This window comes from Falsiruegeria mediterranea M17, from assembly GCF_900302455.1.
GTDB classification, from domain to species: domain Bacteria; phylum Pseudomonadota; class Alphaproteobacteria; order Rhodobacterales; family Rhodobacteraceae; genus Falsiruegeria; species Falsiruegeria mediterranea.
On the sequence record NZ_ONZG01000003.1, the window covers coordinates 341,997 to 363,263 of the forward strand.

The 21,267-nt window shown below is 58.7% G+C and carries 24 protein-coding genes; 7 read left to right on the forward strand and 17 right to left on the reverse strand.

Going from position 1 to position 21,267, the window contains the following annotated elements; all coding sequences use genetic code 11:
* Positions 1-3: 3 nt before the first annotated feature.
* The 3 genes from TRM7615_RS07765 to TRM7615_RS07775 are packed head-to-tail and all read right to left on the reverse strand — an operon-like array spanning position 4 to position 2,624.
* A complete protein-coding gene (locus tag TRM7615_RS07765) occupies positions 4-798 on the reverse strand; it encodes a CbbQ/NirQ/NorQ/GpvN family protein (protein WP_108786330.1) in 795 nt (264 codons plus the stop codon).
* 3 nt (positions 799-801) lie between these two features.
* A complete protein-coding gene (locus TRM7615_RS07770; protein ID WP_108786331.1) occupies positions 802-2,151 on the reverse strand; it encodes a cbb3-type cytochrome c oxidase subunit I in 1,350 nt (449 codons plus the stop codon).
* Positions 2,152-2,171: 20 nt separating this feature from the next.
* The gene (locus tag TRM7615_RS07775) at positions 2,172-2,624 is read right to left on the reverse strand and encodes a c-type cytochrome (RefSeq protein WP_108786332.1); all 453 of its coding nucleotides are present in this window, start codon (positions 2,622-2,624) and stop codon (positions 2,172-2,174) included.
* A gap of 120 nt (positions 2,625-2,744) precedes the next feature.
* On the opposite strand from TRM7615_RS07775, the gene TRM7615_RS07780 reads away from it, so the two are divergent.
* On the forward strand, positions 2,745-2,954 hold the full coding sequence (locus TRM7615_RS07780) for a DUF1858 domain-containing protein (protein WP_108786333.1): 210 nt from the start codon (positions 2,745-2,747) through the stop codon (positions 2,952-2,954).
* On the opposite strand, the gene TRM7615_RS07785 is transcribed toward TRM7615_RS07780, so the two are convergent.
* A complete protein-coding gene (locus tag TRM7615_RS07785; protein WP_165821393.1) occupies positions 2,945-3,634 on the reverse strand; it encodes a Crp/Fnr family transcriptional regulator in 690 nt (229 codons plus the stop codon). The two genes, TRM7615_RS07780 and TRM7615_RS07785, sit on opposite strands and share 10 nt — an antisense overlap.
* Before the next feature lie 177 nt (positions 3,635-3,811).
* On the opposite strand from TRM7615_RS07785, the gene TRM7615_RS07790 reads away from it, so the two are divergent.
* From TRM7615_RS07790 to TRM7615_RS07805, 4 genes are all read left to right on the forward strand, one after another.
* Complete coding sequence (locus TRM7615_RS07790; protein WP_108786335.1) at positions 3,812-4,243, forward strand: pseudoazurin; 432 nt, start codon at positions 3,812-3,814, stop codon at positions 4,241-4,243.
* Between the two features lie 60 nt (positions 4,244-4,303).
* Positions 4,304-5,521 (forward strand): copper-containing nitrite reductase, encoded by a 1,218-nt coding sequence (nirK, locus tag TRM7615_RS07795; protein ID WP_108786336.1) that lies wholly within the window; start codon positions 4,304-4,306, stop codon positions 5,519-5,521.
* 16 nt (positions 5,522-5,537) lie between these two features.
* Complete coding sequence (locus TRM7615_RS07800; protein WP_165821387.1) at positions 5,538-6,293, forward strand: formylglycine-generating enzyme family protein; 756 nt, start codon at positions 5,538-5,540, stop codon at positions 6,291-6,293.
* A gap of 270 nt (positions 6,294-6,563) precedes the next feature.
* Positions 6,564-7,202: an imm11 family protein gene (locus TRM7615_RS07805; RefSeq protein WP_108786337.1), complete on the forward strand. Its 639-nt coding sequence runs from the start codon at positions 6,564-6,566 to the stop codon at positions 7,200-7,202.
* Positions 7,203-7,403: 201 nt separating this feature from the next.
* Here the strand turns inward: TRM7615_RS07805 and TRM7615_RS07810 are convergent, their stop codons facing one another.
* The 13 genes from TRM7615_RS07810 to TRM7615_RS07870 all read right to left on the reverse strand — a co-directional run bounded on the left by TRM7615_RS07810 (position 7,404) and on the right by TRM7615_RS07870 (position 17,643).
* Positions 7,404-10,736: a calcium-binding protein gene (locus TRM7615_RS07810; protein WP_108786338.1), complete on the reverse strand. Its 3,333-nt coding sequence runs from the start codon at positions 10,734-10,736 to the stop codon at positions 7,404-7,406.
* An 82-nt stretch (positions 10,737-10,818) separates the two neighbouring features.
* Positions 10,819-11,079 (reverse strand): hypothetical protein, encoded by a 261-nt coding sequence (locus TRM7615_RS07815; protein ID WP_108786339.1) that lies wholly within the window; start codon positions 11,077-11,079, stop codon positions 10,819-10,821.
* Between the two features lie 8 nt (positions 11,080-11,087).
* Positions 11,088-11,375: a hypothetical protein gene (locus tag TRM7615_RS07820; protein WP_108786340.1), complete on the reverse strand. Its 288-nt coding sequence runs from the start codon at positions 11,373-11,375 to the stop codon at positions 11,088-11,090.
* 117 nt (positions 11,376-11,492) lie between these two features.
* Positions 11,493-11,933, reverse strand: a complete 441-nt coding sequence (locus tag TRM7615_RS07825) for a hypothetical protein (protein WP_108786341.1) — start codon at positions 11,931-11,933, stop codon at positions 11,493-11,495.
* Positions 11,912-12,127: a hypothetical protein gene (locus tag TRM7615_RS07830; protein ID WP_108786342.1), complete on the reverse strand. Its 216-nt coding sequence runs from the start codon at positions 12,125-12,127 to the stop codon at positions 11,912-11,914. The genes TRM7615_RS07825 and TRM7615_RS07830 overlap by 22 nt, the downstream gene beginning before the upstream one ends.
* Before the next feature lie 327 nt (positions 12,128-12,454).
* Complete coding sequence (gene ureG, locus TRM7615_RS07835) at positions 12,455-13,102, reverse strand: urease accessory protein UreG (protein ID WP_108786343.1); 648 nt, start codon at positions 13,100-13,102, stop codon at positions 12,455-12,457.
* Complete coding sequence (locus tag TRM7615_RS07840; protein WP_108786344.1) at positions 13,099-13,743, reverse strand: urease accessory protein UreF; 645 nt, start codon at positions 13,741-13,743, stop codon at positions 13,099-13,101. The genes ureG and TRM7615_RS07840 overlap by 4 nt, the downstream gene beginning before the upstream one ends.
* Positions 13,727-14,173, reverse strand: coding sequence for an urease accessory protein UreE (gene ureE / locus TRM7615_RS07845; RefSeq protein ID WP_108786345.1), 447 nt, complete (start codon positions 14,171-14,173; stop codon positions 13,727-13,729). Before ureE ends, TRM7615_RS07840 begins: the two co-directional genes overlap by 17 nt.
* A 10-nt stretch (positions 14,174-14,183) precedes the next feature.
* The gene (ureC, locus tag TRM7615_RS07850) at positions 14,184-15,944 is read right to left on the reverse strand and encodes an urease subunit alpha (RefSeq protein WP_108786346.1); all 1,761 of its coding nucleotides are present in this window, start codon (positions 15,942-15,944) and stop codon (positions 14,184-14,186) included.
* Positions 15,919-16,251: an urease subunit beta gene (locus TRM7615_RS07855; RefSeq protein WP_108786347.1), complete on the reverse strand. Its 333-nt coding sequence runs from the start codon at positions 16,249-16,251 to the stop codon at positions 15,919-15,921. The genes ureC and TRM7615_RS07855 overlap by 26 nt, the downstream gene beginning before the upstream one ends.
* The gene (locus TRM7615_RS07860; RefSeq protein ID WP_108786348.1) at positions 16,248-16,427 is read right to left on the reverse strand and encodes a hypothetical protein; all 180 of its coding nucleotides are present in this window, start codon (positions 16,425-16,427) and stop codon (positions 16,248-16,250) included. Before TRM7615_RS07860 ends, TRM7615_RS07855 begins: the two co-directional genes overlap by 4 nt.
* Before the next feature lie 12 nt (positions 16,428-16,439).
* On the reverse strand, positions 16,440-16,742 hold the full coding sequence (locus TRM7615_RS07865) for an urease subunit gamma (RefSeq protein WP_108786349.1): 303 nt from the start codon (positions 16,740-16,742) through the stop codon (positions 16,440-16,442).
* Position 16,743: 1 nt separating this feature from the next.
* Positions 16,744-17,643, reverse strand: coding sequence for an urease accessory protein UreD (locus TRM7615_RS07870; protein WP_108786493.1), 900 nt, complete (start codon positions 17,641-17,643; stop codon positions 16,744-16,746).
* 324 nt (positions 17,644-17,967) lie between these two features.
* Here TRM7615_RS07870 and urtA point away from each other — a divergent pair, with 324 nt between their 5' ends.
* Both urtA and urtB read left to right on the forward strand, forming a co-directional pair.
* Positions 17,968-19,248 (forward strand): urea ABC transporter substrate-binding protein, encoded by a 1,281-nt coding sequence (urtA, locus tag TRM7615_RS07875; protein WP_108786350.1) that lies wholly within the window; start codon positions 17,968-17,970, stop codon positions 19,246-19,248.
* Between the two features lie 63 nt (positions 19,249-19,311).
* Positions 19,312-21,267 carry an urea ABC transporter permease subunit UrtB gene (gene urtB / locus TRM7615_RS07880; RefSeq protein WP_108786351.1) on the forward strand — a complete coding sequence of 652 codons (1,956 nt, stop codon included), beginning with the start codon at positions 19,312-19,314 and terminating at the stop codon, positions 21,265-21,267.

Genomic DNA, 21,267 nt, shown 5'->3' on the forward strand with positions numbered 1-21,267 from the left:
GGTCTATCCGTAAATGGTGGCGACCAGATCGCGCAGCGCCTGCTGCATGTCCGGCTCGTCCGTCAGCGGCTCGACAATGGCGGCCTCGATCGCTTGGGTTACACCCATTCCACCTGCCATCAGGGTGGCGGCATAGATCAGCAGACGGGTGGACACGCCCTCTTCCAGGTCCATGCCCGACAGCTCGCGGATATGCCCGCCCAGCCGAACCAAGGGCGCGACGCGACCCGGTTCCAGACGGCTTTCCTGCGCGACAATTGCGATCTCGGTCTCTTCACGCGGGAAGTCGAAAGAGATCGACAGGAACCGCTGGCGGGTCGAGGGTTTCAGCCGTTTGAGCACGTTTTGGTAGCCGGGGTTGTAAGACGCCACCAGCATGAAACCAGCAGGCGCCACCAGCTCTTCACCCGTGCGGTCGATCATCAGCGTGCGCCGGGTGTCGGTCAGCGGGTGCAGGACCACGGTCACGTCTTTGCGGGCCTCGACCACCTCATCGAGGTAACAGATGCCACCTTCGCGTACCGCGCGGGTGAGCGGGCCATCGACCCAGACGGTTTCGCCGCCCTTGAGCAAATAGCGCCCGATCAGATCCGCCGCCGACAGGTCGTCATGGCAGGCCACGGTATAAAGCGGCTTGCCCAGTTTTGCGGCCATATGTTCCACAAAACGGGTTTTGCCGCAGCCGGTCGGCCCCTTCAAAAGAAGGGGCAAACCGTTGTCATAGGCCGCCTCGAACAGCTCGCACTCTCGTGCGACGGGATGGTAAAACGGCAGGGAGGGGGGAGATTGCATGTTCATACCTTACTCTCCTGGAACCGAGCTTGCTGCGCCGGGGGCAATGACTTCGTCTTTGCGAACAACAAGCATCGCGTAGATGAAGAGCAGCGCCCCGATCACCACGGCAGCACCTGCGCCGAACCGCATCAGATAGAACACCGACAGGCTGTCCTGCACGTCCATGTAGTAGTCACCAACAACCCGCTGCATGTGAGTCTGGATGGTGCCCGCAAAGGTCAGGACAAAGGTCATGAACGCCATCCCGCCAGTCATCAGCCAGAACGAAGCCATGTTGAGCACCTGGTTGTACGGCATCCGTCCGCGCAGCATCGGCATTGCGTAAGTAAACATCGCCAGGTTCAGCGCCACATAAGCTCCGTAGAATGCCAGGTGACCGTGGGCTGCAGTGATTTGCGTGCCGTGGCTGTAAAAGTTCACCCCGTGCAGCGTGTGCAGGAAACCCCAGACACCGGCGCCAAAGAACGCAACCGTCGATGCCCCCAGCGACCACAGCAGCGCGGCCTTGTTGGGGTGGTTCTTGCGGCCTTTCCAAACCATGACAAAGGCAAAGCTCATCATCAGGAAGAACGGGATCACCTCAAACGTCGAGAAGATGGACCCGATCCATTGCCAGTAGCCCGGCAAACCGATCCAGTAGAAGTGGTGCCCGGTGCCAAGGATGCCGGAAAAGAGAGCGGTGGCGACGATGACGTAAAGCCATTTCTCGACCACTTCGCGGTCCACACCGGTCAATTTCAGCAGCAGGAAGGCCAGGATCGCGGCCATCACCAGCTCCCAGGTCGCCTCGACCCAGAGGTGGACAACAAACCACCAGTACATCTTGTCCAAGGAGAGGTTGTCGGGGTTGATGAAGGCAAAGACCCACAAAAGCGACAAGAGCCACAGCCCCATGAGCAGCACGTTGGTGATCGCGGTTTTCTTGCCCGACAGAACCGTCATCGAGACGTTGAACAAGAAGATCAGTGCAGCCACCAGAATGCCGAATTTGACCCACAGAGGTTGTTCCAGGAACTCTCGCCCACCGTGGATGCCCACAAGGTAGGACCCAACTGCGCCAAGTGTGCCGACCAGCAGAATGATCAGCTGAACATAGGCCAGCTTGACCGAATAGATCTCGCGCTCGGATTCCTCGGGGATCAGGAAATAGGCGGCGCCAAAGAAGCCCAAGAGCAGCCAGACGATCAGCGCGTTGGTGTGGATCATTCGGATGATGTTGAACGGCAAGAGTTCAGACAGGAAATTGGGCGAAACATAGATCCAGCCCGCCAACAACCCGCCAAGCACCTGAATGCCAAACAGGGCAATGGCCGCCAGAAAGTAGTAGTACGCCACTTTTTGAGATTGATATTTCATGGATTTTCTCCTTGCGCCTGTTAACCCGCGTCGTTGGGCGGCCAGCCCTGCGTGTCGGTTTGATCGGCCCAACGAAGGAACTCGGCCAGGCCGCGTGTTTCTTCTTCGGTCAGCTCAAAGAACGGCATCTGGCGACGGCCTTCGATGCCGGTGGGTTGTGATTTCATCCAGCCGTCCAGCGTCTCATAGGCGTCTTCTGGCGAATCCATCACGTCCCACCGGGTCATGACGTTGCCCAACTCGGGCGCGAAATAGGCGCCTTCGCCGTGCAGGCTGTGACAGTTGATGCAGGAATGGCGCTCCCAGACGTGTTTGCCCAGAATGACCTCTTCGCTCAGTTCCATACCTGCAGTTGATTTGTTCACCACGTATCGGTGGCTGTGGACGGTCATCCCCACGAAGATCACGACAAAGAATATCGAACCCCCGTAGAAGATGTTGCGCGCCCGCGATTTTGTTAAGATTTCAGCCATGCGTTGGCCTCCTTCACCTCGGGATGCCTAGGGATAGCCCGGGTGTTGAGGTCCAAATTTGCGCCAGCGCAACGTTTGTCGCGGTTCAACCTCTAGCGTGAGAGGGGAAAGGACACGCGCATGCCCCACCTGGATGACCCGGAATTGATGTTGTCGGATGTTATGACGATCTGGCCCCAGACCATCGAGGTCTTTCTGAGGCACGGGATGTTATGCGTCGGATGTCTGGTCAACCCGTTCCATACGGTTGCGGATGCCTGCACAGAGTACGATCTGGACGAAGAGGAGTTCCGGTCCGAGTTGCAGTGTGCCGTCGACGGTCAGGGTTGAGAAAGCTCTACCAGCGCATGGGGGTCGGTCACCTTGATCCGCTTGCGTTTGCTTTCGACAATCCCCTGCTTTTCCCACGCGCTGAGCAGGCGGCTGACTGTGTGTAAAGTGGTGGCGGTCAGTTCAGACAGGTCCTGACGAGTGATCGGAAAGTCGATCTCGATCCCGTCGTCGACCTTGCGTCCGGTTTGGTTGATCAGGCGCAACAGGGCATTGGCCACACGCTGTTCGACCTGCTGGGTGGCCAGTTCAACGATGCGCGTATTCAGCTCGCCAACACGGTGGCCCACGGTCTTGTAGGTCTCGGTTGCAAAGCCGTCGTATTCCGTAACAAAGGTGTCCCACAGCCGCATCGGCCAGCTGAGCACGATGGACTCGGTCGCGGTAACGGCTGTCGCGGGATAGCTTTCCCGCCCTATGGCCTTGGCAATGCCCAACAGCTGCCCGGATGGAATGTGCAGCGCCGTGACCTGTTCGCCCGTCTGGGTAACGCGCACCACACGGACATAGCCATCAAGCAGCATGAAAAACCGCTCGGCGGTCTCACCCTCTTCAAAAATGTGTGCGCCTTCGTCGTAGCGCCGTGAACTGGCCTGATCCAGAATGACACGGATCTGACGCCGTTCGAGTTTCGAAAAAGGCGGCAGGTGCGTCAGCAGGCTTTCATCGAGCCGCGGCAGGATCTTCTTGGCGTTTTCAGTCATGGCCTTTCCGAATTGGCACAATCGCCGCAACAAAGCCAGTTCGCTTGGCACTGCCATTCCCAAAAACCACGCAAACCTTGCGCCAGCGCAAATTTCATCGCGCGGAACCCAATAGAGTCTGGCTCAAGAGATCAAAAATGGAAGGACAGACCGATGATCCGCGCAATTGCAACCGGAGCCGCCTTGGCCACGTTGATGGCTGGCGCTGCCTTTGCGGAAACCTTTGAGGTCAAGATGCTCAACAAGGGCACCGACGGTGAACGTATGGTCTTTGAGCCGGCGTTCATTCAGGCCGCGCCGGGGGACACCATCAAGTTCCTGGCAAGTGACAAGGGCCATAACGCCGAGACCGGCAAGGGCCTGATCCCGGAAGGGGCCGAAGGCTTTAAAGGCAAGATCAACCAAGAGATTGAGATCACTCTGGAAACTGAAGGTGTCTATGGTGTGATCTGCAAGCCGCACTACGCCATGGGCATGGTGATGACGATCGCCGTTGGCGACGTCCAGCCGCCCGAGGATTTCCTGGAAGGCCGCGTGCCAAAGAAAGCCAAGCAACGTTTCGAAGCCCAACTGGCAAACTTCTGATCCCTGTTTTGGCAGCGGGATTAGGACCCGCTGCCCACATCCGACCCCAAGGAGGATAAAATGACCAAGTTCATCAACCCAGGCCTCATGAAAACAAGCCGCCGCAATGTGCTGCGCGGCTCGGTTCTGGCCGGTGCGGCCGCGATGACCGGTGCCACCGCCATGGCCGCCCGTCGCAGCCCCATGCCGCTCAAGGCAGATGCCGCGTCAAAGAACCTGCACAAGGCCGCCGCCGAGCAGACAGCTGACAGCACCGCGAAACCTGCGGACCTGTCCGGTTACACCCGCGTCAAACAGGAACTGGTGGCGCCGCCCTTTGCCCCCGAACACGAGCAGATCGCCACAGGCGGGCCAAAGATCATCGAGATCACCATGGACACCACCGAGCGTCTGATGGTGGTGGATGAAGACACCGGTGCCTCTGTCTGGGCGCTGACCTACAACGGCTCGGTCCCCGGTCCGCTGATCATCTGCCACGAGGGCGACATGATCGAGCTGACCCTGCGCAATCCCGAAGACAGCGTGATGGAGCACAACATCGACTTCCACGCCTCGACCGGTGCGCTGGGCGGCGGTGGCCTGACCCACGTCTATCCGGGCGAGGAAACCGTGCTGCGCTGGAAAGCGACAAAGCCCGGCTGCTTCACCTATCACTGCGCACCCGGTGGTGCGATGATCCCTTATCACGTCACCCACGGAATGAACGGCGCTGTCATGGTGCTGCCGCGCGATGGCCTGAAGGACGCCGATGGCAACCCGCTGAAGTACGACAAGATCGCCTATATCGGCGAGCAGGACTACTATCTGCCGATGGACGAAAACGGCGAGTACAAGACCTATGAAGCGGCCGGTGACGACTATGCTGACAGCCTCGAGGCGATGCGCACGCTGACCCCGACACACTCGGTGTTCAACGGCGCGGTTGGCGCCCTGACCGGTGAGAACGCGATGAAGTTCAAGGTCGGTGAAACGGTTCTGATGATCCACAACCAGGCCAACCGCGACACCCGTCCGCACCTGATCGGTGGTCACGGCAACTATGTCTGGGAAACCTCGTTCACCGACACACCCCAGACCGGGGTCGAAACCTGGTTCGTTCGTGGCGGCTGTGCCGTTGCAGCGATGTACACCTTCGAACAGCCCGGTGTGTACGCCTATGTGAACCACAACCTGATCGAAGCTGCCCTTTTGGGGGCCACCGCACACTTCATCGTCGAAGGTGAGTGGGACAACAATCTGATGGAACAGGTCGTCGCTCCGCGTCCCTTTGCAACCTGACACAGGACTGACGATCATGAACGCCACCGCCACACTAAAAAACACCCAAAAGCGCCTTTTTGGCTGGATGGGTGCTGGTGTGGCGGTGGCCCTTTTTGCAGGCTGGGTTGTTTCTGGTCTTCCCTCGGCACCGACCCAACCCATGCCGGACATGGCCAACGATCCGGTTGCCTTGCCCGATGGCAAGGTGCTTCATGTCCAACGGTACGAGGTGACGGTTGCGGAATGGAACCGGTGCCACACCGATGGCGGATGTATGCTGGAGCTGCGCACCCGTTCTGGCCTTGATCCCAAGTCGACGCCGGCCACGGGACTGAATTATCTGGATGTGAACGAATACCTGCGATGGTTCAATGCAGCCACAGGGCACGGCTTTCGGTTGCCCACGATTGCCGAATGGGAACACATGGCAGACACCGTGTTGCCCGAGGAACCTGATCCGATCTTTACCGACCCGTCGCTGACATGGGCGTCAAGCTACCTGACCCAGGATCTTGCGCCCAGGGGCCTCAAATCACAGGGAAGTTTTTCCATGTCCCCCGAGGGGATCGCTGATCTGGACGGCAGCGTCTGGGAATGGACGCAAGAGTGCTATGCAGGCAGTAACGAAGGCATTGACCCCGACCGTTGCCCGGCTTTCTTCGTCGGTGGCGAACATGTTGCGGCAGTTCCCTTTCTGGTTCGGGACCCTGCAAGAGGCGGCTGTGCCGTTGGCGCCCCACCGGCGCATCTGGGGATGCGCCTGGTGTCGGATAAGGCCATAGCAGGCTAGGGGCCCGGCGTACCTTCAGGTAGGATATCTTGGGTGCGAATCCGGCACAGAAAAGCCGTTTGTCACGGCCCAAACCCGATGAGAACCTTTCCCGTGACAGAGCTGTTTCGCTGAGCGGGAATGCCCGCAGACATGAATCAGATTGGCGGGCTGGACAACGGGCAAAACCCTCGTAGTGGTTTATGTCGTCTCATCGTTCGCGTGGGCCGATGGGATTGCAGAGACGTTTCTTAGCGATGTTTGAACATTTGCGGGCAGAGGACAGAGCAAATGATGATTTATCGGCCAAATACGGCTTGGGAAGACGTAAATGCGGGTCTCCGGTGGAGCGAAAACCAAAACCCAAAAGAGGATACCGGGCCAGCGAATCCCAGCAAATACATGGATCTTGATAGTTTCACCGCCAAACCGCTGGAACATCCAACATTCGAGTTCATAGATCGCTATTGGGTGGTCGCCGGAGGAACGATTGACGAAGTAGGCGATATTTTTCAGGCATTCGACGAGAAAAACGCTGTCATCAGCCAAAGAGTCGCCGACATCATCCGCCAGTTTGAGCCGGACCTGCACGACATCGTCCAGATTCCGCGCATGTGGTCTTTTGGAAGTCAGCAGCGGATCGAACGGCCCTGTTATTTCATCAATGTCCACGCCACGGCACGCACTGTCGATATGGGGCGGTCGCAGATTGCACAAATTACGCAAAAAAACACCGGTCGCGAGGTCATTAGGTTGCGCGCGCTCACCAAAGAAGCCTGTGTGGTACTCGCAGACGCAGCCCATGGACGTCATTTGTGGCGCGACGACATCACGCTTGCCACGTTTATGTCCGAAGAGCTGGTGCGGGCATTAAAATCAGCCGAGGTCCGCGGGTTCAATTTCAAGGAATGCACAGTCATCACGCATTGAGCACAGTGAACGGCCATTGCTTTCAATTGGCATCAACACTTTAAGGCGCAGTGGGGCAGGGCCGATAACGGGACAGGACCTATGCTTTTCACTGGCCAAACACCTAAAGCCACAAGAAAGCTGCATCCCGTTCTCGTTCGATTGTGGGAGCACATCAGCCCTGGTCGCCCAGCCCGGCCATGATTGCACGACGCGGAACCCTTAAGCGATCGAGAATTGCCAGATATTCGCGGTCTCGTCGTCGAACTGGAAATACTCGACCGAGATCAGGCTGTCGGTGCCGTCCGCGCCGGTCACCGTCACATCCGTCGTCGAGCTGCGCGTGATCGTGTAATCGCCGCGGTTGCCGTCAAAGATCGCAAAGTCCGATCCGCCGCCACCGTTGATCGTATCGTTGCCCGCGCCGCCCTTGAAATAGTCGCCGCCGCCATAGCCGAACAGGAAGTCATCCCCGTCCAGGCCTGACAGGTAATTGCGCCCGTTGTTGCCGGTCAGATGGTCGTCAAAGTTGCTGCCCACCAGGTTCTCGATCTCGAAATAAAGATCCCGCACCGCGTCGCCGCGGCTGCCATAGCCCGTCTCCTGGCCGTTCACCGGGGCGCCATTGCGCAAGGACGCCGCGACGCCCGAGGTGGACTGGAAATAGGTCACCGTGTCGACGCCAGCACCGCCGAAATAGCGCTCGCGCCCGCCGGCCGAACCGACAAACCAGTCATAGCCGCCAAGCCCGCGAAAATCGTTCGAGCCGTTGTCGCCGTAAAACACGTCCTGATAGGACGAGCCGGTGACCCGCTCGATGCTGGTCATGGTCAGGCCCGCGGCCAGTCCGGTGTTGTTGGCCGGGTTCGACAGATCGACCAGCACCCCATTGGCCTGCGCCCCGCTTGGTGGTGCACCAGTGGCCGAGAACACGTCGGTGACTGTTGCCGCGCCGGAGTTCTCCGCTTCGATGAAGGTCACCATATCGCGGCCATTGCCGCCATCCAGCGTGTCGTTGCCCTCGGTGGCGATGAACCAGTCGTAATCGCCCAGGCCGCGCAGTTCGTTGTCTTGTCTATCCCCACGAAGCAGGTCCGCATAGATCGTGCCGGTGGTCCGCTCGATCGAGATCAGATCGTAGACCTGGCTTGGATCATGACTGTGCGCCTTGCCTTCTTCAAGGTCGATGCGAAGCCGGAACTCAGTGGCCGCGCGCCCCGGCGTGTCCTGCAAATTGACAAAGGACGCGGTGTCCGACCCGCCTGACCCGTTCAATCGATGCCCGCTGGATCCAGCCAACAGCCAATCGTTGCCGGAGTAGCCGTTCAACTCCGTGGTGTCAGAGCCCGCAATCAGGACATCGTTGTTGATCGTACCGGTCACGCGCTCGATCGAGGCAAATGTGTCCCCGTCCGTAGCGCCGCCCTGTCCGGTGCCGGCGGCAAGATCAACGCGCAGCCCCTGTGGTGCCTCTCCCAGAATTGTGCGCACGCGGCTGTAATCAACAACGTCTATGCCGTCGCCCCCATCGAAATGGTTCTGACCAATGGTGCTGTAGAAGGTGTCATCTCCACCGCGTCCCTCAAAGGCAATGCGGTCGGTGTGGCGATACCCCTGATCCGAATACACTTGGAAAAGATCCTTGTGTTCGGTGCCAACAAAGGTTTCCACCTGTTTGACTGTGATGTTGTGGGCCGTCTGGGTCGAGCGCCCATCCGCATCACGGCCGTGAGTACTGCTCAGGAAAAACGTGGGCGACTGTCCTGCTGTTGCAGAGAGATAACCGTTCCATTGAACATACGAAACCTGGGCAATATCGTCGGGCATATCGGCCACAAACCGGTCCTGCCCGGTGCCCCCGTTTACGTAGGTGCCGCTTTGCGAGGCCAGAATGATATCATCGCCATTGGTTCCGGACGGTGCGGGCGATGTTTGGGTGACAAGCACACCGAAGGCATCGGGGCGGCCAAAGCCGTAGGTTCCACGGAAACTTTGGTTAAGTGCCTCCGAGGTGCCTCCATTATCGTGTTGCAAGTGATAGCGCCCGGTTTCCGAGACTTCGAACTGAACAGACTGATACTTGGGCGCGTTGAAACGGCTTGATTCCACCCCAATCAAATCCACTTCGCTGCCATCGGGGGCAAAAAGTGTATATCCTTTCAGCTCAAACGGGTCACCGGACTCCAGAGCAAACTGATAGACTTGCCCCACCTCCAGGTCGATTGCATAGGTGTCCTTGTCCAGGGGATGATCGACCTGCATGGTTGCAGCAACTCCCAGGGTCATGACCGGGTTTCCGGAATTGGGCGCATCGGGCACCGTGTCCACAAAGCTGCCGATCAGATAGGATTGATCCGCAAATTCAAGCCAGGCGATATTGTGCACCACATCCCGGCCGTCCGATCCATCACCACCCACATGATCCACGATGGCCGACAGTTCATTGTCGGCATTCTCAGTGACAGTGATCGTGTATTCATCTCGATCAAAGCCGAAAACAGCCCGGTCCAGATCGTTGATATCTCTATTCGGATAAGGCGGTCGCCCTCCGCCATCCAACGTGTCATCGCCGCCAAGTCCCATGAGGCGATCAATCCCGTCGCCGCCATTCAGCAGGTTAGCCCCCTGATCGCCAGTCAGCGTATCATTTCCCGAGCCGCCGATCAGGTTTTCGATCGAGATCAACTGGTCGCCTTCGGCATCTCCGGATTGGCCGGTGCCACGCAGCAGGGACACGTTTATCCGTCCAGCTTGCTCACCCCCTCGTCCGGCACCTGAATAGTCAGCCGTGTCATTGCCAGCACCACCATCGAATACCGTCACCCCGGTGGTCGACCCAAGCTTGTCATCGCCGTCCAGACCCAGCCAGGTGATATCCTCTGCGTTTGCCTTGTGCTCAACGCTATACTGACCACCGTACCCTGGCCTGAAATAATCCCCGATCAGGCGATCGTTTCCAGCGGTTCCCTCGATACGTTCGATATTCTGGATCGAAACAGCGGATGAGGGTTCGGTAATATCAACCCCCTTCACGATGCCATAATACAACCCGATCTCAACCGGGTTTGCAAAATGCGCAAATGACAGCGTGTCAATGCCGTCGCCACCGTCATAGATGTCATAGCCATTGTTCCATGTCAGCGCGTCGTCCTGCGCGGTACTGGGGGCAACAGTGGCCTCATTCAGTGAAAATTCGTATTTTCGTGTGGAGAGAAAAGGCGTGCTTGCAGAGAAATACAGCGTCGTATCAACATCATATTTGAGATAGAAATCCACATCTGAGCTGAAAAAGCTGGGGCCGCTTGTGTTGGAATAGATCAAAGGCACATTTTCCGCATCCCCATTGGGACGCAGAACAGAAAAATAGCCTCCGCTCCAGGACACGAATTGTTTTCCATTCAAAACATAGGCTTGACCGGCTTCCAGCTCCAGGCGGTACACATCCGTGTCACGTGACCCGCGCTGCGCATAGCCGGTGACAGCGCTCCCCACTGGTACCAGGGGGTTTGCGCCGTTAATTATGTTGGGAATTGTATCCGTGCTGGGATTAGACATAAAACATTTACCTGGATCATAAAGAAATTTGGAACCCCAATTGGGAATTGCACCCTTGAATACGCCTTCAGGGCGCAAAGCATCAAGGTAATAATCTCCAGATTGTACACCGCGAGCCTGGGGTCTTGTTCTGATTTCCGCCTGAGGCGATCGCGAATTGCCAGATATTCGCAGTCTCGTCGTCGAACTGGAAATACTCGACCGAGATCAGGCTGTCGGTGCCATCCGTGCCGGTCACCCTCACATCCGTCGTCGAGCTCCGGGTGATCGTATAATCCGCCCGGTTGCCGTCAAAGATCACAAAGTCCAAACCCGCGCCGCCGTTCAACGTGTCATCGTCCAACCCTCCGTTCAGGGTGTCTTCACCGGGTCCCCCGAGATCGCGTCATAGCCGGCCCCCGCGAGGATCAAGTTGTCGCGGCCGTTGCCGTTGATCCCATCATCGCCGCACAACGCATCAATGGTGTCCTGGCCGGGGTTCTGGGCCAAAACATCGTTGTATAAGGTTGGCAGAAACAACTCGAACACCCCGGCATCCAAGGTATTTGATCCACCAATCGCATAGTCACCGACGTCATCAACAGCAGAGAGGATGAGTGTACTTCCCGAGAGCAGACCAGTGACGGTGTTTCCCACCACAATGGAATTGGTCAGCGCGATTGCTGCACCGTTTTGGCTTATGCTGCACCCGACACTTCGGCGAAATTGCCCGAAATTGTAGAGTTGGTTATAGCGCCAGAACCGTTGTTGCGGATGTCACCGCGTTCGCCATCCGGCGTGTTGCCGGAAATCGTAGTATTGGTCGGCACCATAGCTTCCGGACTTGTTTCCAAATATCGTTGAGTTGCTGAACGTGACGACGCCTTGGTTTAAATCTCCCCTGCCTTTGAAGCTTGCGCTGTTTCCGGCAACAGTAACCCCCCCAAACGTAACGTTTGTACCATTCGCGACGCGTACACGCCCGCCGCCCAGGCCGATTGCATTGCCGCCAGTGATGGTCAGCTGAACAAAGGTTGCGCCGTTGGTGGTAATATTGAACACCCGAGCGTTGTCATCCATCAAGTCGCCAGCGTCAGCAGCCGCCACATCCGTGATAAAGGTCCCCGCCAGCGTAATGCCATCGCTGTTTGCATCGCCGCTGATCACAACATCGGTTGCGGTCGACCCGTCAATTTCTACAAGCTTGCCAATCTCCAACTCGCAGAAAAGCCGGCCGCGCCGCCTGTAAAATCTGTGCCATCAAACTGGATCGTGTCGCCCGCTTGGGATATTGCATTCGCTTCGCGCAATGAGATGTCACCAAGTTCGCCAAAGTCAGTGACAGAGGCGTTTGCCAACGTGGAATCAAGTTCGTCGGCGATGGTTGTGACGACAATCGTCGCTTCGTCCAAAATGCGACCCGCAAGGTTGGCGGTTCCTAGCGCAGCACTTGGGCCGCCAGTTTAATCGACGAGGTTCGACAAAGCGCTTTCAACAAAACAAACGCGCAGATGGCCATGCAATAGCCCCAGACGTACGAAGCTCGACCGTGCGGTGCGTTGCTGTCAGGAAAAAACGCTTTTGGACGTTTGTCATGGCGGGTTGCCCTGCATTTCCTGCGCCCTTGCACTTCGCCGGGTACGATCGCAATAGTCGCAAACAGCCCAGATCCGACTTTCAAGGTCTTTGCAAAGAGCGTCTGACATTTACCCAGTGGAGTTCATTTTTCAGCCCCTGTTTCAAGAACAGGTGATTTGCTGCGTTGGCTCCGGTACTTCAAACCCTCCGATTGAGGACAGCATTTTGACGATCCCGGCAACACCCTTTCTGTGCTTCAAGGACGCAAACACATAGGGTCGGTCTTGCCTCATGCGGCGGGCGTCGCCATCCATGACCTCCAATGAGGCACCGACATGCGGTGCGAGGTCAGTCTTGTTTATGATGAGGATGTCGGACTTGGTGATGGCAGGCCCGCCCTTGCGGGGGATCTCTTCACCGGCTGCTACATCGATAACATAGAGCGTGACGTCAGCCAGTTCCGGGCTGAAGGTTGCGGACAGGTTGTCGCCGCCGCTTTCGATCAGGACGATTTCGACCTCGGGGTGGCGTTCCACCATCTCGGCTACGGCTGCCAGGTTGATCGAGGCGTCCTCGCGGATCGCGGTGTGCGGGCAGCCGCCGGTTTCCACGCCAATGATACGGTCCTGCGGCAGGATTTGCATGCGCATCAGCGCTTCGGCGTCTTCTTGCGTGTAGATGTCATTGGTGATGACACCAATCGAATGCGTTTCACGCAGAGCTTCGCTGAGGGCAGCGGTGAGGGTGGTCTTGCCTGCGCCCACAGGGCCGCCGATCCCCACGCGTAGGGGGCCATTCATCGTGCTCATGTTCGGAAAATCCTTGAATACTGGGTTTCATGCTTCATCGCGGCGATGTCGCCAAGGAAGCTGGTGCTGGCGAGGTCGTCGAGTGAGGCGCAGTTGGCCTCTTCGGTAATCTGGGTGCAGAGCGGGGTGAGGTCTCGGATCAGTCGTTGGCCGTCGGTTTGACCCAGCGGCACTAGTCGCATGGCGACGGCTGCAAGATTGGAGACAAAGGCCATCAGGTAGAATTTTGTGGTCAATTCCAGTGGCAGCCCCTCAAGTCGGGCCGCACGACCCACCGCGACGGGGTAAGTCAGATGTTCGAGATCGGTTGCCCAGACCTTGGTGGTCACCTCGCAAAAGGCCTCGCCCTGAAGTCGGGTTTCTTTCAGCCGTTCTGAAGAGGCGGCAAAGGCGCGAGCAGTTGCATCGATGTCCGCGAGATCCTCCGCATCCGCGTGATAGGCCGCTGCGAGGAACAAGGCATCGTTCCACCCCGCACCATGGCGCAGCACCTCTTTGATCCATGCGCTGGTCTGCTCAGCCGTTGTCACATCGCCCACGTCGATGGCCCACTCCAGGCCATGGGAATAAGCGAAGGCCCCCACCGGGTAGGCGGGAGAAAACCACTGCGTCAGCGTAAGAATCTCAGTGGCTGTGGCCATGGGTGCGTCCGTGTCCATAAGCTCCGCCTTCGGGTGTGAAGGGTTCAACGACTTCGCGCACCGTGGCGCCGATCTTGCCCAGCATGTCGCGGATCACATGATCGCGCTGGATCAGCAGGCGGCCGTCTTCGATCTGGCAGGGCGTGTGGCGGTTGCCGATGTGCCAGGCAATGCGGGGCAGATCAGGGCCAGTGACCTCCAGCAGGTCCTCGGGTGCCGCGACGATGCCGACCTCGCGGCCATCTTCCAGCACCAGAACACCGCCGTGGTCTAGCGAGGTTGTTTTGGGCAGGTCGACCAGCACTGACTGTCCGTCATCCATGGTCAGGACCTTGCGGCGCAGGAAGCGGCCTTCGTAGTCCAAAGCGACTTGCGCAGTAAGGTCCTTGTGAGCATGGGCGTGATAGGCCCGGGCGATGGTTTGGGTCATTGTCGTTGCCTCAGAACAGGAAGTAGCGTTGCGCCATGGGCAGAACCTCTGCCGGTTGGCAAGTCAGCAACTCACCGTCAGCGCGCACTTCGTAGGTTTCGGGGTTCACCTCGACCTCGGGGGTCGCGGTGTTGAGCTTGAGGTGGGACTTGCCGATGTTGCGCGTGTTCTGAACCGCCAGCGTCTGCTTGGCGAGGCCCAGAGAGCTACCGATCCCGGCGTCTTGCGCGGCGGCACTGACAAACGTCACGGCAGAGTTTTCCACCGAGCGTCCATAGGCGCCGAACATGGGCCGGGAATAGACCGGCTGTGGCGTCGGGATCGAGGCATTGGGATCGCCCATTTGCGCCATGACGATGGTGCCTCCCAAAAGAACCATCTCGGGTTTGACGCCGAAAAAGGCGGGGTCCCACAACACCAGATCAGCGCGTTTGCCCTCTTCGATGCTGCCAATCTCGTGGCTCAGCCCATGGGCGATCGCGGGGTTGATGGTGTACTTGGCGATATAGCGGCGGACGCGGAAATTGTCGTTGTCGCCTGTCTCTTCCGGCAGAGGCCCGCGTTGCTTCTTCATTTTGTCGGCGGTCTGCCATGTGCGGATCAGCACCTCGCCGACACGGCCCATGGCCTGGCTGTCTGACGCGATGATCGAAAAGGCGCCCATATCGTGCAGGATGTCTTCAGCGGCGATGGTCTCGCGGCGGATGCGGCTCTCGGCAAAGGCGACGTCTTCGGGGATCGACTTGTCCAGATGGTGACAGACCATGAGCATGTCGAGATGCTCTTCCAGAGTGTTGACGGTGAAGGGGCGGGTCGGGTTGGTCGACGACGGCAACACATGCTCTTCGCCGCAGATCTTGATGATGTCCGGGGCGTGACCACCGCCAGCGCCTTCGGTGTGAAAGGCGTGGATGGTGCGGCCCTTCATTGCGGCGACGGTGTTTTCGACGAACCCGGACTCGTTCAACGTATCGGTGTGGATCATCACCTGCACGTCCATCGCGTCGGCCACAGAGAGACAACAGTCGATGGCGGCAGGCGTGGTCCCCCAATCCTCGTGCAGTTTCAGCGCGCAGGCCCCGGCAAGCACTTGCTCTTCGAGCGCGGCAGGAAGGGATGCGTTGCCTTTGCCCGCAAATGCAAGGTTCATGGGGAACGCGTCGGCGGCCTGCAACATGCGGGACAGATGCCAGGCACCGGGGGTGCAGGTGGTGGCCAGTGTCCCATGGGCTGGCCCGGTGCCACCGCCCAGCATCGTGGTGAGGCCGGAATGCAGCGCGTCCTCGATCTGTTGCGGGCAGATGAAGTGGATGTGGCTGTCGAACCCACCAGCGGTCAGGATGCGCCCTTCACCTGCGATGGCTTCGGTACCGGGGCCAACGATAATGTCCACGCCGGGCTGTGTGTCGGGGTTCCCGGCCTTGCCGATTTTGTGGATACGGCCGTTTTTCAATCCAACGTCGGCTTTGTAGATGCCGGTGTAATCGACGATCAGGGCATTGGTGATGACCGTGTCCACGGCGCCATCTGCGCGGGTGACTTGCGACTGCCCCATGCCGTCGCGAATGACCTTGCCGCCGCCAAATTTGACCTCTTCGCCATAAACATCGTCGCGCAGGCCCGTTTCACTGAACTGAGCCGCAGTTGCGCGATCGACGATCAGATCGTCTTCGACTTCGATGATCAGGTCGGTGTCGGCGAGCCGAAGTCGGTCCCCTTTGGTGGGACCGAACATGGCGGCATAATCACTCCGAGATATCTTGCCCGGCATCTTTCAGCGCTCCCATAATGTGTTGGTTGAAACCGTAAATGTGGCGGCGCCCCATGAAAGGGACCAGCATCACCTCGCGCCGCTGGCCTGGCTCGAACCGCACCGCTGTGCCCGCCGGGATGTCCAGACGCATGCCAAGCGCGGTGTAGCGGTCGAAGTCGAGCGCGCTGTTGGCCTCGGCAAAGTGGTAATGGCTGCCGACCTGCACCGGCCGGTCGCCGGTGTTTGCGACCATAACGGCGCGCGCGCTGCGCCCGGCATTCAGTGTCAACGTGCCCTCGGCCGGGAGCAGCTCGCCGGGGATCATCGGCGCGGGCCTTTGCCTGCGCGTGCCCGGACCAGGACTATGGTGCCGATCACAACCACGGCTGCCAATACGACGGCCAACCAGGATTCGGAACCGTGGGGATGCAGATGCGCGCCGGAATGGGCAAGGGCAGGCATTGCGGTCAGGGCTGCTATGGGTGTCAGAACATACTTCATCTTGGGCCTCCTTCAGCGGATGGGGTTGTGAACGGTGACGAGCTTGGTGCCGTCGGGAAAAGTGGCTTCGACCTGCACTTCGTGGATCATTGACGCGATACCCTCCATGCATTGGTCAGCGGTGATCACTTGCGCACCTGCCTCCATCATGTCGGCAACCGAGCGGCCGTCGCGGGCGCCTTCGACAACCGTGTCGGTGATCAGGGCGATGGCCTCGGGGTGGTTCAGTTTCACGCCACGGGCCAGTCGCTTGCGGGCGACTTCGGCGGCCATGGCCAGCAGCAGCTTGTCTTTTTCTCTTGGGGTCAGGTTCATGTCATATCTTCCAGCATCGGGGGAGCGGGGCACCGTTCAGGCGTTGAAGAGCGGGCAATAGGGTGTGTCGCAAGGCAAAGCTGTCTTCGGCCAGAAGCCGCATCACCAGCACATCTTTTTGCTGCAGGCTGACGCCGCCGGTGGCGGGTAGGGTCTCCTGCAGATCCGACAGATGGGCTTCGGCGTTGTTTGCAATCAGCAGCACCAACGCCATGGCCCCCGCGCCATCTGCAATGAATGGCTTGGCGAGGTGATCGCGCGCGTTGCCGGTCAAGGCCATGGCGTCGATGAACAAGGGCACCCCGTCGCGGCGGATCTCGATCCGGTCACGAAAGCGAAGGTCTGTCACGTCTTCTCCCATGGCGGGGCGACCAAAGACCAGAGGCTCCACCATCAACAGCGATGCGCCCTTGGACAGATCGACCTTCAGCTGGCGGTGCAGGGTGCTGCCATTGAACAGAATGGTTTCCTGAGGCAGCCAGTTGATCCGCGCACCCGCATCGACCCGCAGGCGGTTGGTGATCTTGCCGATCTCACCCGGCTGCGCCTTGTATGCGCGTTCGCAAGCTTGGGTCGTCAGGGTAAGTGTGGTGCCGGGGGCCGCCTGCGCAGAAAAATCAAACTGGTCGCCGCCGGTCACGCCGCCGGCCGTGTTCAACAATACCGCATCCATCGTGGATCCGCGCCGCCCAGGGAACAGACACTTGAGCGAACCCGTCTGCCGGAACCTGTCCAGCACGGTGCCCACGGCTGCGCGTTTGGTGCTGAGGTGCACTGTGCCGCGCGCACGAGGCTGATTTGAAACGCCGTGTGGGTTTATGTCTGCCTGTAGGGTGATCGGGCCGTCCTCGGATCGTGTTGCTATGCCATCGGTTTTGCGGGCACGAGAACAAAGCACCATTGCAAACGGCATACCGAGGACAGTGACCCGGTCTATTTGATGAATTGTTGTGCGGACGTGGTGGCAACTGGTCAAAAAACAGGCATTCACCGGGGTTGGCCAGAGATTCACGGTTGGCAAGTTTGCTTGTTTTGCTGCGATGCAGAATCGATTGGGCACCTGCTGGGGACACGATGTCTGACAATCGCGGGTGTGTGGCGACCATACGAATTGGACCTCGAAGCGGCCGCCACACGATATGCAACATCAAGTTGCGGGGACAGCTAAAGGGATCGGGCACATCTGTGCAAGCCCAGACGCGAAAAGCCTCGCCTGGAGGATCGTATGAACTTTCTCAAATCCACGCTTGCCGGATCGGCAGTGTTTGCCACCTTTGCCTCTGCAGCCTTGGCCGCTGAGGATACCATCAAGGTTGGCGTGCTGCACTCGCTGTCGGGCACCATGGCAATTTCGGAAACCACTCTGAAAGACACCATGCTGATGCTGATCGACCAGCAAAACGCAAAGGGTGGCCTTCTGGGCAAACAGCTGGAAGCCGTGGTGGTCGACCCGGCATCGGATTGGCCGCTGTTTGCCGAAAAGGCCCGCGAACTGCTGAGCGTGCACGAGGTTGATGTGATCTTTGGCAATTGGACCTCGGTCAGCCGCAAGTCGGTCCTGCCGGTGATCGAAGAGCTGAACGGGTTGCTGTTCTATCCGGTGCAGTATGAGGGTGAAGAGAGTTCGAAGAACGTCTTCTACACCGGTGCTGCGCCCAACCAGCAGGCCATCCCTGCCACCGATTATTTCCTGGAGGAACTGGGGGTCGAGAAATTCGCTCTGCTCGGCACAGACTATGTCTACCCCAGGACCACCAACAACATTCTGGAAAGCTACCTGAAGGGTAAAGGTATCGCGGATAGCGATATCTTTGTGAACTATACGCCCTTTGGCCACTCGGACTGGTCCAAGATCGTGGCCGATGTGGTGGCGCTGGGCGCAGATGGCAAAAAAGTTGGTGTGATTTCCACCATCAACGGGGACGCCAACATCGGCTTCTATAAAGAGCTTGCTGCGGCGGGCGTTTCGGCAGACGATATCCCGGTCGTGGCCTTTTCGGTGGGTGAAGAAGAGCTTGCGGGTCTCGACACCTCGAACCTTGTCGGTCACCTGGCGGCGTGGAACTACTTCCAGTCGGCTGAGAGCGACGTGAACGCCGAGTTTGTGGAAACCTGGAAAGCCACCATGGGCGAAGAGCGCGTCACCAACGACCCGATGGAAGCACATTTCATCGGCTTCAACATGTGGGTGAACGCAGCGACCGAAGCAGGCTCGACTGAGGTCGACGCGGTGCGCGCTGAGATGTACGGCCAGGAATTCCCGAACCTGACTGGCGGTACAGCTGTGATGCTGCCAAACCACCATCTGGCCAAGCCGGTCCTGATCGGTGAGATCCAGGATGATGGTCAGTTTGACATCATCAGCCAGACCACTGAGGTACCGGGCGACGCATGGACCGATTATCTGCCGGAATCGGCGGTTCTGATCTCGGATTGGAAAGAGTTGGGTTGCGGTATGTACAACACCGAAACCAAGTCCTGCGTTCAGACGCTGTCGAACTACTAAGACCAATGGGCGAAGGGGCCGGGTATCCGGCCTCTTCCGCTCCAAGACGCGGATAATCCCCACATGTTACGACTATTCCTTGCGAGTCTCGCACTCCTCTTATCATGCGTGACAGCAAGCGCCGAGGAGGGTGCGATACAGCCCCTCTTGCAAGAGCACAGGGAGGTGATTGCCAAAAGCTCTCGCAAGACCATTGGCCCGGCCATTGATGCCATTGCAAACAGCAGTTTGCCTCAGGCGCAGACAATGCTTGAGACCTGGGCGGCAAAGTCCATGTGGATGCGCAAATCGGATGGTCGTTTCTTTGTTGGCGAAAAGGCCGACAGCAAGAACTATCGATTGATTGATTTCGATACGGGCGAAGTGGTTGGGACCTTCCCCAAGAAAGAGTTGAAGCAGCTGAAACCCAACAGCGGCGTTCGTGCATTGATCGGCACGGCGTTGGTCCAGTTTCAGCTACTGGACGAAGATAGGGCCAAACGGCAGGCGGCGCTGACCTCGATCCAGCGTGATCCCGAGGCTGCTTTGTTGACCCCTTTGCGCGCCTCGATTGAACAAGAACCGGATGCAGGGTTGAAAGCGCAGAAACAGCGCCTCGAGCGGTTATTGACGATCGGCTACGACGCCGACCCGGCCGCCCGGATTGCTGCCATAGAAGAAATGTCTGGCGATCTGGGTGTCGACGTGCGGGCCACGCTGAACCCCTTGGTCGCGACCACACGCGATGTGACACCAGGGGCGGTGCCCGAGGGGGTGAATGTCGCCGCGAACCTGACACCCGGCGAGGAAGGGTTTTCTGAGGCCGAGGCCTATGACCTTCTGGTGACCAAGGGGTTTGCGCCTGCACGAGTGACACCGGATGAGGTGCGCCTCGCGCTGGCAGAGAACATCGAGGGCGGCACCGTGGGTGGCGTTCCGGTTGCGCAACTGGACAAGGATGATGCTCGCGTACGGGCCTATGCGGCATTGGCCGAGGCGGGCACGGTGTCGCCTTTGGTGAACCCGGCGGACATTCAGGCTGCTTTGGCTGCGCATGCCTTCTTTGAAACCTACGCTGAACCGATCGTCGAGGTGACCACGGCCGCGCAGGATGCGCTCGACAATATCGCTTTGAAAGTGGGCGTGAACCAGACGCTGGACCTGACGCTTGACGCCCTGTCGCTGGCCTCAATCTACTTCCTTGCGGCCATCGGGCTTGCCATCACATTTGGTGTGATGGGGGTCATCAACATGGCCCATGGTGAGTTCATCATGATGGGTGCCTACACCGGCTATGTCGTGCAACAGATCATCCCGGACCACACAGTGTCGATCATTGTGGCGATCCCGCTGGCCTTTGCCGTGACCTTTGCCGCCGGCGTGGCGATGGAGCGGTTGGTGATCCGTTGGCTTTATGCCCGTCCGTTGGAAACACTGCTCGCCACCTTCGGTATCTCCATTGCCCTGCAACAGCTGGCAAAGAACATCTTTGGCACGCAAGCGCGTCCGCTGACTGCGCCGGGCTGGCTGGACGGGGCGTGGGTGCTGAATGACGTGGTGTCGATCAGCTACATCCGCATCGCCATTTTCATCTTGGCGCTGATCTTCCTGGGCGTCTTTTTGTTCATCATGAAGCGGACACGGCTGGGGCTGGAAACCCGTGCAGTCACGCAGAACCCAGCCATGGCGGCCTCGATGGGCATCAACCCGGGTCGCGTGAACATGCTGACGTTTGGGCTTGGCTCAGGCATTGCGGGGATCGCCGGGGTGGCGATTGGATTGTTTGCAAAAGTGACTTCGGAACTGGGTAGCGACTACATCGTGCAAAGCTTCATGACCGTGGTGGTCGGTGGTGTGGGCAACATCTGGGGCACGCTCGCAGGGGCGACGATGATCGGTTTCTTGCAAAAGGGGATCGAGTGGCTGAACCCGTCGAACACGTTGGCGGCGCAGACCTACATGATCGTCTTCATCATCATTTTTATTCAGTTCCGGCCCAGGGGCATCATCGCCCTCAAAGGTCGCGCGGCGGGGGATTGA